Genomic DNA, 14,522 nt, shown 5'->3' with positions numbered 1-14,522 from the left:
GGAAGATGGATGCTTAAAATTGGATCACATGTATCGATGAGCGGTAAAAAAATGCTTTTAGCAGCGAGTGAAGAAGCTGTATCATATGGTGCGAATACGTTTATGATTTATACCGGTGCTCCGCAAAATACGAGACGGAAAAACATTGAAGAATTGAATATTGAAGCTGGACATGCACATATGAAGGAAAATGGCATCGATGAAATCGTCGTTCATGCACCATACATTATCAATATCGGTAATTCCATTAACCCAGCTACATTTGAACTAGGAGTTAACTTTTTGCGTTCAGAAATTGATCGGACGAAAAGCTTAGGTGCAAAACAAATCGTTCTACATCCAGGGGCACATGTTGGAGCAGGTGCAGAAGTTGGAATTAGTAAAATTATCGAAGGCTTAAATGAAGTACTTGAACGAGATCAAGATGTTCAAATTGCATTAGAGACGATGGCAGGAAAAGGTTCTGAATGTGGCCGTTCTTTTGACGAATTAGCAAAAATAATTGATGGAGTTACTCATAATCAACATTTATCGATTTGTTTTGATACATGTCATACCCATGACGCGGGTTATGATATTGTCAATAATTTTGATGGAGTATTAGAAGAGTTTGATTCAATTATTGGAATAGAACGATTAAAGGTTCTACACATCAATGATAGTAAAAATCCTATTGGTGCCAGTAAAGACCGCCATGAAAATATTGGATTTGGTCATATTGGGTTTGAAGCATTAAATAAGATCATTCACCATCCGACGTTAGCTCAAATACCAAAAATACTTGAAACTCCATTTGTAGGAGAGGATAAAAAATATAAAAAACCTCCATACAAATTTGAAATTAATATGTTTAAAGAAAAGACATTTGATGAAGGACTTTTAGAGAAGATTCTTAATCAATAGTTAGCAATAAGAACAAAGACAGCCTCATGAATGATTATGAGCTGTCTTTTTAATTATACTTTTTAAGTATTATTAGTTAGTGAATTTCTGGAAAATTTGATTTACTTGTTGAGCTGTTTGCGGAGAGGTAATGTTAGCAATTTTTGTTAGCAATTGTTTTCGTTCATTCATGTTAAAAATATTAATATTTTGACCATGCATGGCTTTTACAACTTCTGCGGCCTGAGCTCGACCAATTGTAACATTAAATTGTTTAGCATATTGCAGCAGTTCCTCAACCGAAATATTGTTAAGCTTCTGGTTAATGATTTTTTGAAATAAGATCATCTTCAAACCTCCTCTAAAACAATGTATGGAGGTTTAAATAAAATGTGCTATTCTTTAAATTAAAATAATTCCTTTACATATAACCTATTATTCTGTATAATTTTAATGTTGTAGATAACGTGGTTATCTGCTAGATGTAAATCGGAACCATTCTTAATTTTGTAAAGGGGACTCTCAATGAAGCATCCTATTATTGAAATGAAAAATGTAAACTTCACATATGAACGTCAAAGAGTTTTAGAGGACATTAATATAACGATTGAACAAGGTAGTTTTTTAGGGCTCGTTGGTCCAAATGGATCAGGGAAGACAACTTTATTAAAATGCTTGTTAGGTTTATTGAAACCTCAACAAGGTGAAATTAAGCTATTTGGACAGCCAATACAGAAATTCAAGAATTGGCATGAAATTGGTTTTGTTTCTCAAAAGGCCAATAGTTTTAACACTGGGTTTCCTGCATCTGTTTATGAAGTTGTTTCTAGCGGTTTGACATCTAAGATTGGCCTTTTTAAATTTATGAGCCAGCAAGACCGTCAAAATGTGATTCAAGCGATTGATGCAGTTGGATTAAGCAAGTTTTCCAAGCGGAATATTGGTGAGTTATCAGGAGGGCAGCAACAACGAGCATTTATAGCACGTGCGATTGTAAGCAATCCAAAGCTCTTAATTTTAGATGAGCCAACAGTTGGTGTTGACTCACAAACAGTACAAAACTTTTATGAAATGCTTGTACATTTGAATCGGGATTTAGGGATAACGTTAATCCTTGTTACCCATGATGTAGGGACAATTACCGATAAGGTATCACATGTAGCATGTATTAATAAACACTTACATTTTCATGGGCACGCGAAAGAATTTAATATATTAAAGGAAGAGGAGATGTCTGATTTTTATGGACATTCATTACATGTGTTAACACATGATCACTCCCATTAATGGAGGAAATAAATAATGTTAAGCAGTATTTTTGAATATGAGTTTTTACAAAATGCATTTTTATCAGGTATGTTAATTGGTGTAATTGCACCACTTTTAGGTGTTTTCATCGTAGTAAGAAGGATGTCTCTAATTGCAGATGCACTAAGCCATGTTACATTAGCAGGAATAGCCGCAAGTTTATTACTTGAAAAAAAAGTTTCAGCTTTTGTAGGGTTGAATCCTATTTATTTAGGCATGGCGTTTTCTGTAACGGGGTCTCTTTTTATAGAAAAGCTTCGAACAGTTTATAAGCATTATCAAGAATTAGCTATTCCAATTATATTATCTAGTGGTGTCGGAATAAGTGTCATTTTTATTTCGTTAGCTGACGGTTTTAATACCGACTTGTTTAGCTATTTATTTGGCAGTGTTAGTGCGGTAAGCCGTACAGATTTATATGTAATTTTTGGAATTGCGGTTATTGTCATTGGAATTATCTTTTTACTTTATAAAGAGCTGTTTTTGTTATCATTTGATGAAGAGCATGCAATTGCATCAGGTATTTATGCAAAATGGATTCATTTTATTTTCATCTTTATCGTAGCGCTAGTCATTGCTGGATCAATGAGAATTGTTGGGATCTTGCTCGTTTCGTCGTTAATGACCTTACCGGTTGCTGCTAGTATTCGTATTGCTAAAGGATTTAAACAAACCATTTTCTTTTCTGTGCTATTTGGTGAAATTTCTGTTATTATTGGATTATTCCTTGCTTATTATTTAGATTTAGCACCCGGTGGAACAATCGTCATTTTATCAGTGCTTATCCTTATATTAGCAATATTATGGACAAAAATAACAAAGGGGAAAGTTTCATGAACGTTCAAGAAGCTCTCGACTTATTAAAAGAAAAAGGTTATAAATATACAAATAAAAGAGAAGAAATGCTACAGCTTTTTGCTGATTATGACAAGTATTTAACAGCAAAAGATGTATTGGAGTCATTAAAGGATGATTATCCTGGTTTAAGCTTTGATACCATTTACAGAAATTTATCCTTATTTGCAGAATTAGGTATCTTTGAAATGACTGAGCTTTCTGGTGAAAAACATTTTAGATTTACTTGTGATACAACACATCATCATCATCATTTTATTTGTTTAAAGTGTGGAAAAACGAAAGAAATACCTGGTTGTCCAATGGGGAAATTAGAAGAAAACCTAACCGGATATGATATAAGCGGGCATAAATTCGAAGTATATGGGACTTGTCCGCAATGTCACTAAAAGGATCATTCTCAGTTCTCATGTTTTGATATGTGGTGCAATAGTGGTATTTACATTTTACATTATAATTAAGGCGCGAATTCAAAAATGAATTCACGCCTTTTTTTGAAATCAATTTATTCACTTTGTGATGCACCTTTTGATGAAAAACATCAGAAGAAAAGTTCTTTTCTAAATGGAGAAACCTCATTCAGATTAAGACAGGAAAATCCTTCATATTGCCACAAATTCTTATAAAAGATTTATTCCATCATTCCGCTTGTCTTACCTATAAAACTTTCGCTTCATACCATTGATTTACCCAATCTTTTGCTTCCAACCAATGATTAACGCGTATGACACCTTTTGGTATTGGGTCTTGATTATAAGGGGTATTAAATAAAATGACCGGAATTTGATGTTCTTCACAAATCATACAGGCATTATCATGCTTATCTTCAAAAAAGATTGAAATATTATTCTTTTTTACTGCTTCAAGTTTATTATGACTGCCAATCAGTTCAATATGATGATAAAAAAGTTCATTTTCTTTAAACCAATTATATGTAATATCTAGTAAGTGCTCTCTCCTAGCACTAATAAACAATAGTTGATGTTGATCTTTCCATTCATCTAAAACAGTTTTTGCATGCAAGGCTAGTGGGGAATCTTTATAAATAATTGGTTCATTTTCATCCATCCAAGTTATAAAGTCTGCTTCACTAATTTGTAAAACCTTTGTTAAATCATACTGCTTTAAATCCTCATATGTAAGAGTTTTATTAAATGATTTATTTAAATAAGGTACAAATGTTTTTGGATCAGTTATAGTACCATCGATATCAATTCCTAATCGCAACATGTATAATCTCTCCTTTGCTGAACTACTTTAAGTGTAACATATGTGCGTAATTTTTGGCATTTTCATGATGACAGAAAAGATTTACAGTTATAGTTTGTTATCGTTTGCTCATAATATTAATGCTCCTTTATATAAGAAAGGAAGGGATCTTAATGGCAGACGAAAATAGGTTCAATCAACAAGAACGAGCTCGTTTAGACAACCCTGACTACAAGGGATTTACGCCACTAGATCGAGAAATAGAAAATGACTATCAGACCGAATCTGCAGCAGAAATTGCAGCGCCTGTAACCATGGGGAGAGATTATGCAGGAGTTAATCGAGATGCTGATCGTGATAATACCGCAGGCGAAGGTAGAGGGATGGGTTATTTAGCACTAGCCCTATCCATTATTTCATTGTTTATATTACCTGTTATTTTAGGAGCAGCAGGTGTGATTGTAGGTTTCATTGCACGTAGAAGAGGTGCAAATGCCTTAGGAGCTTGGGCGATTGGTATAGGTATCGTTTCAATCGTATTAGGAATCTTTATTACACCATTTTTCTAGGTGGAAAAAGATGAATAAAGGGGATTGACCATGATGGTCAATCCCTCCTTCTATTATAGAAAGGAGGGATTAGAGGAATGAATCGATATGATGCAAATGAGAAAATTCAAGAATCTTTTAGCAAGGGACAAAATCCAACTAAACAAGATAATGGTACTTATTCGGCGAATATGGCGATCCAAAATGACTTTTATGATGAGAATGAAGTAGAGGATGACATTGATACTTTACTTTCTATGAACGGCAATATTGGAGCTGTCTTATTACCTGAGGATAAAGTGGAAAAGAAATAATAACTAAAAAAGGAACCGGTCTAGTCCGATTCCTTTTTAGTTAGATATTAAGTTTTTCTGCTTCTTGTTTTGCAAAGTATTCTTCAGCGATTTTATCGATTTCTTTTTTCAGTTCCTCTACCATTGTCTCTTCAGGTACCTTTCGAACAATCTCTCCTTTACGGAAAAGAAGTCCTTCACCACGGGCACCTGCAATACCAATATCGGCTTCACGTGCTTCACCAGGCCCGTTAACTGCACAGCCTAGTACAGAGACTTTGATTGGTGCTTTAATATTTGAAATATATTCCTCTACTTCATTTGCAATACTAATTAAGTCGATTTCAATACGGCCGCATGTCGGACAAGAAATTAATGTCGCAGCATTTGCAGCCAATCCAAATGATTTTAATAGCTCACGTGCTACTTTTACTTCTTCAACAGGATCAGCACTTAATGAAATACGTAATGTGTTACCAATTCCTTTGCTTAAAATAGCTCCTAAACCTGCTGCGCTTTTTACTGTACCAGCAAATAGGGTTCCAGATTCTGTGATTCCTAAATGTAATGGATAATCAAACGCTTTTGCAGCCTTTTCATATGCTTCAATGGCTAAATTTACATCAGAAGCTTTCATGGAAACAATAATATCATGGAAATCTAAATCTTCAAGAATTTTTATGTGATGTAATGCACTTTCAACCATCCCATCAGCAGTAGGATAACCATATTTTTCAAGAATTCTTTTTTCTAGTGAACCAGCATTAACGCCTATACGGATAGGGATTCCTCGTTCTTTTGCGGCCTTTACAACAGCCTCTACTTTTTCTTTTCTCCCTATGTTACCAGGGTTAATTCTTATTTTATCTGCTCCACCTTCTATAGCTTTAAGAGCAAGTTTATAATCAAAGTGGATATCTACGACAAGAGGAATATTAATTCTTTTCTTAATATCTGCAATAGCATCTGCAGCACGTTCATCTGGGCATGCAACACGCACGATTTGACATCCTGCTTCCTCTAAACGATTGATCTCAGCAACTGTTGCTTCAACGTCATGTGTTTTCGTCGTTGTCATGCTTTGAATAATAACTTCATTATTTCCACCAATCGTTAAATTTCCGACTTTAACAGGACGAGTTTTTGTACGATGTATGATTTCACTCACGTGTAAATCGCTCCTTAATAATAAGTTAAAATCTAGTTTTATTAGGCATCAAATTAATGATACTTTACTTTGTTCATTTTATCTAGTAAATGTATTCCACACTTCATTGTACAAGGATTATGGAAAATTGACAAGGATCGACTATTCCTTATAAATTGGAAATCGATATGTCTCCCCTAGTAAAATTGCCTCTGCCTTCACTTTAGAATTCAATGATTCAAAATCTTTTACAATCGTTTCTATAGAAGCAGGTAGACTACCGTGATAACGTTCTGTAATTGATAAAACTGTATCCCCTTGTTTGATTTTTACTTCATAAAATTGTATCGAAGGCTGTTCGTTTTTCTCCTCACTTTGTGTGTTTACAGCAGTTGTTTTAATAGCTTTAGTCATACTAAAAGCAGGTAATGTGCCGATTTGAAGGTCATAATAAATGATATAACAAAGGAAAAGTCCAATCATAAAAAGAGAAAGTCGTTTCATCATCCTGCCTCCAATAGTTAACATTTATATATGTCATTCTTTCCTTATCACATTCGTATGCTTGTCCATGTTACTTATGACTAAAAAACAAAAAAATAATGAGTAATAGTAAAAAGGGTTTAGTTGATATTCTGTTTTTCCCTCAAAAAATATGACTTTTCGACTAATATCAGCAATTATTTACAAATAGTTTACACTTCCTTAACATTCACCTGTCATAATTTTAATGGAATTAGAGATAGGGGTGTCATAATGATAAAAAAAATAAAAGCCTTCATTAAGAGAAATGTTCTGAAACGAATTAATCCTAAACTAAAGTTGAATAAGCTGAAAAATTTGAAACAAATGAAACAACAAAAAAAGCAAAAAATGGAGTATACACAAACTATTTTTTCTAAAATCACACTTCAGTCAAGATTAATCATTTTAGTATTAGTCCTTTTAATTTCCTCCATTAGTATTGTTGGATTTACTTCATATAACAAATCTAAAGAATCTACGATGGAAATAATCGAAGAGCGACTTTATAGAGAAGTAAATACAACATCAGATATTGTTGCAAATCTAGCTTTTGCTTATATCAATGATCAAGAAGAATTTCACAAAAGAGTGGAAAAGGTGGTTGTTCCTAGTCAATCATCGGCGTTGATTCAGGATGGATTACCTGCAAAATTTTTCATCGTCACTGATGAAGGTGCAAGACCTTTGGACATTAATAAAGAGGGTGGCATGGAAATAACGAAGGAATTAGTCGATGAAATTATCGAAAAGGATCATGGTGTGATCCACAATAAAATAGATGGAATTGATTACACATTATCTTTTAAAGAAATTCAAGAATTAAAAGGATATTATTTGATTGTTGTTCCTACTGAGAACTATATGAAACCAGTAAATGAACTAGCAAATTTTACAGGAATCATCGTATTAATAAGTGTCGTTATTACAACAGCTGTTATCTTTCTCCTTGTAAGAAGTTTAACTAAACCATTGTCTACATTACAAAATGCTATGAGAGAAGTAAGAAATGGTAATTTGTCAAACAATATTAATTTATCAACGAACATTCCAGAAATTGTATCCTTGAATAAAAGCTTTAATCAAATGATTAAACAAATGCGTACGATGATTTCAAATTTAAATGGAACAACCTCGGAACTGTTTAAAACTGGAAATCAACTTAAAGAAGCCTCAGGTAATGTACTATCTCAAAACAATCAATTAGTTGAAGCAATCAAAGTAGTGAAATCAGGGGCAGAACAAACAGCTACTAGCTCTGATGAAAATGTAGAAACTTTCCAGAAAATGAAAAGTGACATTACTTTAATCCTTCAAAATATGGAATACGTCTTTAACAGTGCATCTGACATGAATTCTTCTGCCAAAAAAGGGGAAAATAGCATTTCTCATATGATTCGTTCAATGAATGATTTTGATCTGGAATTTGCGAAAATGACATCAACAATTAGAGGCGTAAAAGACAATTCAATTGTTATTACAAAAGTAGTGGGTATCATTCAATCGATTGCAGAACAGACAAAACTACTTGCTTTAAACGCTACTATAGAAGCAGCTCGGGCAGGCGAAGCAGGAAAGGGGTTTGCAGTGGTTGCAACTGAAGTCCGTAAATTAGCGGATCAATCCTCACAAGCAACACAGGAAATAACCGAATCGATAAAAATGATGGAAAAAATTTCAGACCAAGCTGCTAATGAGTTTAATGCAATGTTAAGTAATATTCAATCACATTTAGGTGTTGCTCAAGACTCGAAAGAAGCATTTGATTTATTGATGGATGAAATATCGAATGTGAATAGTAAGTTATCTGGGATGAAAGATTATCTGCAGGAACTAAATCTATCACTTCCTAAAATGGAACAATCCTCTGAAAATTTTGTTTCAATATCACAGGAAACATTAGCAAGTGCTGAACAAATGCTTGCTTCGTCAGAAGAGCAAATTAATCAAATTAATCAAACACATGAAATGGGACTTATTCTCACTGATTTATCTAAAAAATTATCAGAAAGCACAAAACAATTTAAGGTGTAATCATAAAAACGCGGAAGTCATTTTCCGCGTTTTCAAATTGGCTCTTTTCTAAGAGATTGTTGCTTTTAAAACGGAAACTATTTAAAGTTGATTGGAGCAGATTGCGAGACTCCTGAGGGAGCAGCGGGACAGGTGAGACTCATGCAGGCGTTTACGCCGAGGAGGCTCTCACCGCCCGCCCCGCTAAAAAGCGAGTATCTCTCGCTGCAATCAACCACTCCGCACTACTTGGTAAATAGCAACAAAGTTTGCTAAAACAGCCTTCAAATTTCAAAAACAAACTAATAAATTAACACTTGCAAAGGTATTAAGAAACTTTTAGTGGATTCTTCGTTTGTGGTATTTCCTTTAAAGTTAAATATAAAACGAAAATATGTACAAACCAATTCAACAAAAATCCGCCCGGAACAATTACTTGTAATAAATCCATGATAAAGAAGAAGAAAGTTGCTAGTGTTGAGGCATATGCAGAGATAATCCATATTTTACTAAAGTTTAAATTTCGCTGCAGACTATTATTAATAGCTTTACCAAACAATGCTAATATGGTCACCTCAATAAATTTAACGAAGGCACTAAATAAAAACATTAGAATAATTAATACAGTCATAATAATTGGCAGAAGCTGATTAAATTGTTTTGAAAGATCAACTAAGTCTTCTTTTGTAAGCGAAATATTTAAAAGACTATATTCATAAGCTTGAGCTTGCCCATTTGTCACAAAAACAAATTGATCTTCTAAGATGCCTATTGCATTATTTTTTTCTTCTATTTCTTCAACCCCATATGTACCTGTTCCATCTAATATAAAGGTAAATTCGTTTCTATTTATCTCTACAGGATGATTTGTATCAGTAATCAATTTACCATCTTCAATAGAAAAGGATGGAAAATCTTCAGTTAGAGTTTGATTTACCCCTTTACTAGCCTCTTTTAGTTCATTTGTTAAATGAAACCAAGATGGGATCGTACTCAATAATGATAAAATAAAAACAAATAATATCGATTTCCCAATTCCTTGAAAACGAAATGTGGAAATCGCCTTTGGTGAATAAATGCTAATAAAAAGCTGCTTGAATACATTCATGTCTAAACGACACACCCTTCATGTTAATACGAGTTAATTTTATCTCTCGTTCAATGATATTACAAGAAAGTACAATAAAATATGCATATTTAAATAAGGAATGACAAATGTCATCGTTTTCATTAAGTTTTCGTTATTATTTTGTAAATAATTACACTGAATATCTTTACAAAAAAATAATAAATCGTTAATAATTGAATAGGTGTAGTTTATTGTCGAATCGACGCGGCATATAATGAGGGGTTGAACAGTATGGAATTGGATATCCAAAAGATGATATTTGATTTTATTGGCGGTCTAGCAATATTTTTATTTGGTATTAAATATATGAGTAATGGCCTGCAAAAATTTGCTGGCTATAAATTAAAGGAGATTATTGATAGGTATATCACTAATCCATTAATTGGAGTGCTCGTTGGTATTATTGTGACAATACTTATTGATTCTAGTAGCGGAACGACCGTTATAGTTGTTGGGTTAGTAAGTGCAGGATACATGTCACTTAGACAGTCAATTGGTATCATTATGGGTGCAAATATTGGTACATCCGTAAATGCATTTGTCATTAATATAAATATTTTAGAATACTCTTCTCCCGTCATTTTTATTGGTGTCATTTTACTTTTTATTTATAAAAATAAGCGAATTTTTACAATTGGCAAAATCATTTTTGGCTTAGGTGCACTGTTTTTAGGCTTACAGTTAATGGCTAATAGCCTCAATCCTTTAAGTACCTTAGAAGGATTTTACGAACTAACAGTAAGAATGAGTGATAATGCATTTACAGGTGTTATATTCGGAACAATCTTTACAATCATGGTACAAAGTTCTAGTGTAACTATTGGGGTCCTGCAAGAATTAGTTGGAAAAGGGTTTCTTGACATTCGGGAGGCACTTCCTGTGCTTTTTGGAAACAATATAGGTACAACAATTACAGCTTTATTAGCATCTATTGGAACTTCCATATCAGCAAGACGGGCAGCTTTAACACATGTTCTATTTAATATTATTGGAACGGTTATTTTTATCATATTTACTCCATTATTCTCAAGCTTCATTCTATATCTTCAACAAATGATGTTATTAAAATCTGAAATAACAATTGCTTTGGCCGATGGATTGTTTAATATTACAAATACATTCATTCAACTGCCTCTTATTGGGGTACTTGTATTAATAGTTACTAAGATTATTCCAGGTAAAGATACAAGAATGCTTTATAAAGTGAAAGATCTAGATCCCATTTTTATTGAGCAATCAACTTCAATAGCTATAAGTCAAACAAAAGAAGCATTGGTCCTGATGGGGAAATATGCAGCATTAGGAATAGAAGAATCTAAATTATATCAATTAACCTATTCACAAAAAAACACAGAAACTGCAATAATACTTGAAGATGTTATCAATAATTTTGATCGCATAATTACAGAGTATTTAATACTTATTTCGAAAAGTGACATGTCTAAAACCGAATGTGACGAGCATAATATGCTTTTGGATTCTGTTAGAGATGTTGAACGTGTTGGTGACCACTTTGTAAATATTATTGAATTAGTTAGTAATCAGGTAGGAAATAAAATACAATTATCAGATTCCGCTAAAAAAGACTTAGTAGAAATGTTTGAGCAAACTCTACATTTATTTAAGGATGCCATGACAGCACTAGATGATTCGAATACAACTTTAGCATTAAAAGTTTTAAAAACAAAAGAAAAAATACATCATCTCGAGTGCCGACTACGTGATAAACATCTAAAACGAATGAATGAAGGTACATGTTCAATTTCAGCAGGACTCAATTTTGTAGATATTATTAGTAATCTGAAAAGTGTTGGAGATCATAGTGGTAAAATTGCTGAAGCAGTTTTACGTACCGGAGCTATTATTAATGAAAATAAACTTAATAAGATATAATGTAAGCAAGGGGTGATCCCTTGCTTTTTATGTTTACTAAAGTAGGGGGGAAAGAACTTTTAAGGAGGAAGATTTGGACTTTCTATATTGGTCACTTATCGTTTTGATGTTCATTATTGCATTTGTTGGACTGATTTATCCAATTATTCCGAGTGTCATTTATATTGTGGCAGGTTTTGTGTTATTTGGTTTTTTGTTTGAGTTTTCTGAACTTTCAACTGTTTTTTGGATTATTGAAGGTATTTTTGTTACTGTTTTATTTGGCGCAGATTATATGACTAATTTAAACGGAGTAAGCAGAATTAATTGTTCATAAGAAAAACCTTCCATCAGCTGTAAAGAGCGGACTCGGTTCACTAGTTGGTTTTATTTCTGGGGTGATCGCAAAAAGTATAATCCAGTTAATTATGATCGGTTATTTTTTTGTGACAATTTTATAATTAAAAGTACATAATTATTAAACGAAAAGTAAAAAATGTATGTTGGCTATATATGCTTTTTATTTGAAAGAATCCGACAATTTTGGTAACCTATTGTTGGAAAGCTATTCCATAGCTTTGACACGTACATATTAAAGGAGGCAATAAAAATGGCTTATGAATTACCGCAATTACCATATGCATATGATGCACTAGAACCAAATATTGACAAGGAAACGATGAATATTCATCACACAAAACATCATAACACGTATATTACAAATGTTAATGCTGCATTAGAAGGACATTCTGATCTTGCAAACAAAAGTGTTGAAGAATTAGTATCTAATTTAGATGCAGTTCCTGAAGCTATTCGTACAGCAGTTCGCAATAACGGCGGCGGACATGCAAACCATAGCTTATTCTGGACAATTCTTTCTCCAAATGGTGGCGGAGAACCAACTGGCGAGCTTGCTGATGCAATCAATGCTAAATTCGGCAGCTACGAGAACTTTAAAGAGGAGTTTGCAAAAGCTGCAACTACTCGTTTCGGTTCAGGCTGGGCTTGGTTAGTAGTAAACAATGGAGAATTAGAAGTAACAAGTACTCCTAATCAAGACTCTCCATTAATGGAAGGTAAAACTCCTATCCTTGGCTTAGACGTATGGGAGCATGCATATTACTTAAATTACCAAAACCGCCGCCCAGAATACATTTCTTCTTTCTGGAATGTTGTGAATTGGGAAGCAGTTTCAAATCGATTTAACTCTGCAAAATAACAAATATGTAAAAGCTGAGAGCTAACTTTGGTTAGCTCTTTTTTTGTTGTATGAAGATTTAATCAATGTACTAATTGTATGAAATGAAATATAAAATACATAACTCCTTTTTGATAAGACAGACTAAGAAATAGAAGTTGAAGGGGAGTTATTTTTATGTCAAAAATGCAAAAGATTATTGGGAATGTAGAGGTAAGCAAAGATTTAGTTTTACTGTTGGTAATCGGCGGTCTGTATTCATTGAGTATTGCGCTGTCCAATACATTTGTGAATGTATATTTATGGAAGCAATCGGGAGAATTTATTGATTTAGGTATTTACAATTTATCGATTGTCATCATGCAGCCACTAACATTTATATTTGCGGGAAGATTAGCTAAAAAAGTAGATCGAATAGTCGTATTAAGACTAGGAGTTATTTTTTTGGCTATCTTTTTTCTAACTGTATTAGTAATTGGCAGTTCAGCTGGTGAATTCCTTGTGCTATTAGGAGGAATTTTAGGAGTTGGCTATGGGTTTTATTGGTTAGCTTTTAATGTTCTTACGTTTGAAATAACTGAACCTGAAACTAGAGATTTTTTCAATGGTTTTTTAGGGATCATGACCTCCATTGCAGGCATGATTGGACCAATCATAGCAGGGTATGTCATTTCAAGGTTAAAAAATTTCACAGGATATACAACAATTTTTTCAATCTCACTCTTCATGTTTGCCGGTGCTGTCGTATTGAGCTTTTTTTTTAAAAGAAGGCCTGCGGTTGGTGATTATTTATTAAAACGTATTATAAATGAAAGAAAAAGGAATAAAAATTGGAAATTAATCACCAGTGCCCATTTTTTCCAAGGGGTTCGTGAAGGCACCTTTGCTTTCGTAATAGGTGTATTTGTGTTTATAACAACGGGAAGTGAATTAGCATTAGGTAAGTTTGGATTAGTAAACTCAAGTATAGCGTTTTTAACCTATTATTTTGCATCTAGGATAATAAAAAAATCGAAAAGAAATATATTTATTCTAATGGGAGGCATTTTTTTATATTTGTCCATTTTTGTTATTCTTTTTGATTTAACGTACACTAAACTATTGATTTATGCAGTATTAATTGCAATCGGTTATCCTATGCTATTAGTTCCATTTACATCATTATCTTATGATGTAATGGGGAAATGCTGGAATGTTGGAAATGCAAGAATTGAATATATCGTTGTAAAAGAAATATTTCTAAATTCCGGTCGAATTATTTCCATCTTGAGTTTTATTGCTGCAGTAGCTTTGTTTGATGAAAAACAAAGCATTCCAATTTTATTATCCATTGTAGGGATTGGGCATTTGATCATTTATTTCTTTGTTAGAAATATACAGTTGGATGAAAATAAAAGTAGTGAACCGATAGAAATATCTGATCCTAAATCATTGACTACGTCGAATCTAACTGAAGGAGAAAGCAATGGATGAAAATTCTTATTCCAAGTATTAGTTTTCAAGGAATAAAAAGAACGGCTTATTAAAACAATAAATTAAGCTGAAT

At 33.0% G+C, this 14,522-nt stretch carries 15 protein-coding genes and 1 pseudogene; 11 read left to right on the top strand and 5 right to left on the bottom strand.

Annotated features, from left to right (window positions below):
* The first annotated feature begins 9 nt into the window (after positions 1-9).
* Entirely contained in the window at positions 10-903 is an 894-nt protein-coding gene (locus tag GMB29_RS19770) for a deoxyribonuclease IV (RefSeq protein WP_136353243.1), read from the top strand.
* A 72-nt stretch (positions 904-975) separates the two neighbouring features.
* Here the strand turns inward: GMB29_RS19770 and GMB29_RS19765 are convergent, their stop codons facing one another.
* Positions 976-1,230: a DUF2624 domain-containing protein gene (locus tag GMB29_RS19765; RefSeq protein WP_136353241.1), complete on the bottom strand. Its 255-nt coding sequence runs from the start codon at positions 1,228-1,230 to the stop codon at positions 976-978.
* 177 nt (positions 1,231-1,407) lie between these two features.
* Between GMB29_RS19765 and GMB29_RS19760 the strand changes: the two genes are divergently transcribed.
* The 3 genes from GMB29_RS19760 to GMB29_RS19750 are packed head-to-tail and all read left to right on the top strand — an operon-like array spanning position 1,408 to position 3,434.
* Positions 1,408-2,169, top strand: a complete 762-nt coding sequence (locus tag GMB29_RS19760; protein ID WP_136353239.1) for a metal ABC transporter ATP-binding protein — start codon at positions 1,408-1,410, stop codon at positions 2,167-2,169.
* Between the two features lie 15 nt (positions 2,170-2,184).
* On the top strand, positions 2,185-3,027 hold the full coding sequence (locus GMB29_RS19755; protein ID WP_136353237.1) for a metal ABC transporter permease: 843 nt from the start codon (positions 2,185-2,187) through the stop codon (positions 3,025-3,027).
* A complete protein-coding gene (locus tag GMB29_RS19750) occupies positions 3,024-3,434 on the top strand; it encodes a zinc uptake transcriptional repressor Zur (protein ID WP_136353234.1) in 411 nt (136 codons plus the stop codon). Before GMB29_RS19755 ends, GMB29_RS19750 begins: the two co-directional genes overlap by 4 nt.
* A gap of 268 nt (positions 3,435-3,702) precedes the next feature.
* On the opposite strand, the gene GMB29_RS19745 is transcribed toward GMB29_RS19750, so the two are convergent.
* Positions 3,703-4,275, bottom strand: coding sequence for a hypothetical protein (locus tag GMB29_RS19745; RefSeq protein WP_136353232.1), 573 nt, complete (start codon positions 4,273-4,275; stop codon positions 3,703-3,705).
* 152 nt (positions 4,276-4,427) lie between these two features.
* Between GMB29_RS19745 and GMB29_RS19740 the strand changes: the two genes are divergently transcribed.
* Together GMB29_RS19740 and GMB29_RS19735 are read left to right on the top strand one after the other, a co-directional pair.
* The gene (locus tag GMB29_RS19740) at positions 4,428-4,823 is read left to right on the top strand and encodes a DUF308 domain-containing protein (protein ID WP_227551396.1); all 396 of its coding nucleotides are present in this window, start codon (positions 4,428-4,430) and stop codon (positions 4,821-4,823) included.
* Positions 4,824-4,900: 77 nt separating this feature from the next.
* Entirely contained in the window at positions 4,901-5,116 is a 216-nt protein-coding gene (locus tag GMB29_RS19735) for a hypothetical protein (protein ID WP_136353228.1), read from the top strand.
* Positions 5,117-5,156: 40 nt separating this feature from the next.
* Here the strand turns inward: GMB29_RS19735 and ispG are convergent, their stop codons facing one another.
* Both ispG and GMB29_RS19725 read right to left on the bottom strand, forming a co-directional pair.
* Positions 5,157-6,254, bottom strand: coding sequence for a flavodoxin-dependent (E)-4-hydroxy-3-methylbut-2-enyl-diphosphate synthase (ispG, locus tag GMB29_RS19730; RefSeq protein WP_196305279.1), 1,098 nt, complete (start codon positions 6,252-6,254; stop codon positions 5,157-5,159).
* Positions 6,255-6,404: 150 nt separating this feature from the next.
* Positions 6,405-6,746 carry a LysM peptidoglycan-binding domain-containing protein gene (locus GMB29_RS19725; RefSeq protein WP_136353225.1) on the bottom strand — a complete coding sequence of 114 codons (342 nt, stop codon included), beginning with the start codon at positions 6,744-6,746 and terminating at the stop codon, positions 6,405-6,407.
* Positions 6,747-6,998: 252 nt separating this feature from the next.
* On the opposite strand from GMB29_RS19725, the gene GMB29_RS19720 reads away from it, so the two are divergent.
* On the top strand, positions 6,999-8,798 hold the full coding sequence (locus GMB29_RS19720) for a methyl-accepting chemotaxis protein (protein ID WP_136353223.1): 1,800 nt from the start codon (positions 6,999-7,001) through the stop codon (positions 8,796-8,798).
* 307 nt (positions 8,799-9,105) lie between these two features.
* Here the strand turns inward: GMB29_RS19720 and GMB29_RS19715 are convergent, their stop codons facing one another.
* A complete protein-coding gene (locus tag GMB29_RS19715) occupies positions 9,106-9,885 on the bottom strand; it encodes a DUF1189 domain-containing protein (RefSeq protein ID WP_136353221.1) in 780 nt (259 codons plus the stop codon).
* Between the two features lie 252 nt (positions 9,886-10,137).
* On the opposite strand from GMB29_RS19715, the gene GMB29_RS19710 reads away from it, so the two are divergent.
* The 4 genes and pseudogenes from GMB29_RS19710 to GMB29_RS19695 all read left to right on the top strand — a co-directional run bounded on the left by GMB29_RS19710 (position 10,138) and on the right by GMB29_RS19695 (position 14,449).
* A complete protein-coding gene (locus GMB29_RS19710; protein WP_136353219.1) occupies positions 10,138-11,799 on the top strand; it encodes a Na/Pi cotransporter family protein in 1,662 nt (553 codons plus the stop codon).
* Positions 11,800-11,872: 73 nt separating this feature from the next.
* Positions 11,873-12,239 (top strand): annotated as a pseudogene (locus GMB29_RS19705) (DUF456 family protein).
* Positions 12,240-12,388: 149 nt separating this feature from the next.
* Positions 12,389-12,997 carry a superoxide dismutase gene (locus GMB29_RS19700; RefSeq protein WP_136353217.1) on the top strand — a complete coding sequence of 203 codons (609 nt, stop codon included), beginning with the start codon at positions 12,389-12,391 and terminating at the stop codon, positions 12,995-12,997.
* Positions 12,998-13,153: 156 nt separating this feature from the next.
* Entirely contained in the window at positions 13,154-14,449 is a 1,296-nt protein-coding gene (locus tag GMB29_RS19695) for an MFS transporter (RefSeq protein ID WP_136353215.1), read from the top strand.
* Positions 14,450-14,522 lie beyond the last annotated feature (73 nt).

This window comes from Metabacillus sediminilitoris, assembly GCF_009720625.1.
Taxonomy (GTDB): domain Bacteria; phylum Bacillota; class Bacilli; order Bacillales; family Bacillaceae; genus Metabacillus; species Metabacillus sediminilitoris.
This window is presented reverse-complemented; position numbering and strand designations above follow the sequence as displayed.

Excerpts from the sequence above, each read along its gene's own strand:
- GMB29_RS19695 (WP_136353215.1), top strand. The coding sequence starts at position 13,154 with ATGTCAAAAATGCAAAAGATTATTGGGAATGTAGAGGTAAGCAAAGAT.
- GMB29_RS19745 (WP_136353232.1), bottom strand. The coding sequence starts at position 4,275 with ATGTTGCGATTAGGAATTGATATCGATGGTACTATAACTGATCCAAAA.
- GMB29_RS19760 (WP_136353239.1), top strand. The coding sequence starts at position 1,408 with ATGAAGCATCCTATTATTGAAATGAAAAATGTAAACTTCACATATGAA.
- GMB29_RS19710 (WP_136353219.1), top strand. The coding sequence starts at position 10,138 with ATGGAATTGGATATCCAAAAGATGATATTTGATTTTATTGGCGGTCTA.
- GMB29_RS19750 (WP_136353234.1), top strand. The coding sequence starts at position 3,024 with ATGAACGTTCAAGAAGCTCTCGACTTATTAAAAGAAAAAGGTTATAAA.
- GMB29_RS19715 (WP_136353221.1), bottom strand. The coding sequence starts at position 9,885 with ATGAATGTATTCAAGCAGCTTTTTATTAGCATTTATTCACCAAAGGCG.
- GMB29_RS19700 (WP_136353217.1), top strand. The coding sequence starts at position 12,389 with ATGGCTTATGAATTACCGCAATTACCATATGCATATGATGCACTAGAA.
- GMB29_RS19725 (WP_136353225.1), bottom strand. The coding sequence starts at position 6,746 with ATGAAACGACTTTCTCTTTTTATGATTGGACTTTTCCTTTGTTATATC.
- GMB29_RS19735 (WP_136353228.1), top strand. The coding sequence starts at position 4,901 with ATGAATCGATATGATGCAAATGAGAAAATTCAAGAATCTTTTAGCAAG.
- GMB29_RS19765 (WP_136353241.1), bottom strand. The coding sequence starts at position 1,230 with ATGATCTTATTTCAAAAAATCATTAACCAGAAGCTTAACAATATTTCG.
- GMB29_RS19740 (WP_227551396.1), top strand. The coding sequence starts at position 4,428 with ATGGCAGACGAAAATAGGTTCAATCAACAAGAACGAGCTCGTTTAGAC.
- GMB29_RS19720 (WP_136353223.1), top strand. The coding sequence starts at position 6,999 with ATGATAAAAAAAATAAAAGCCTTCATTAAGAGAAATGTTCTGAAACGA.
- GMB29_RS19770 (WP_136353243.1), top strand. The coding sequence starts at position 10 with ATGCTTAAAATTGGATCACATGTATCGATGAGCGGTAAAAAAATGCTT.
- GMB29_RS19755 (WP_136353237.1), top strand. The coding sequence starts at position 2,185 with ATGTTAAGCAGTATTTTTGAATATGAGTTTTTACAAAATGCATTTTTA.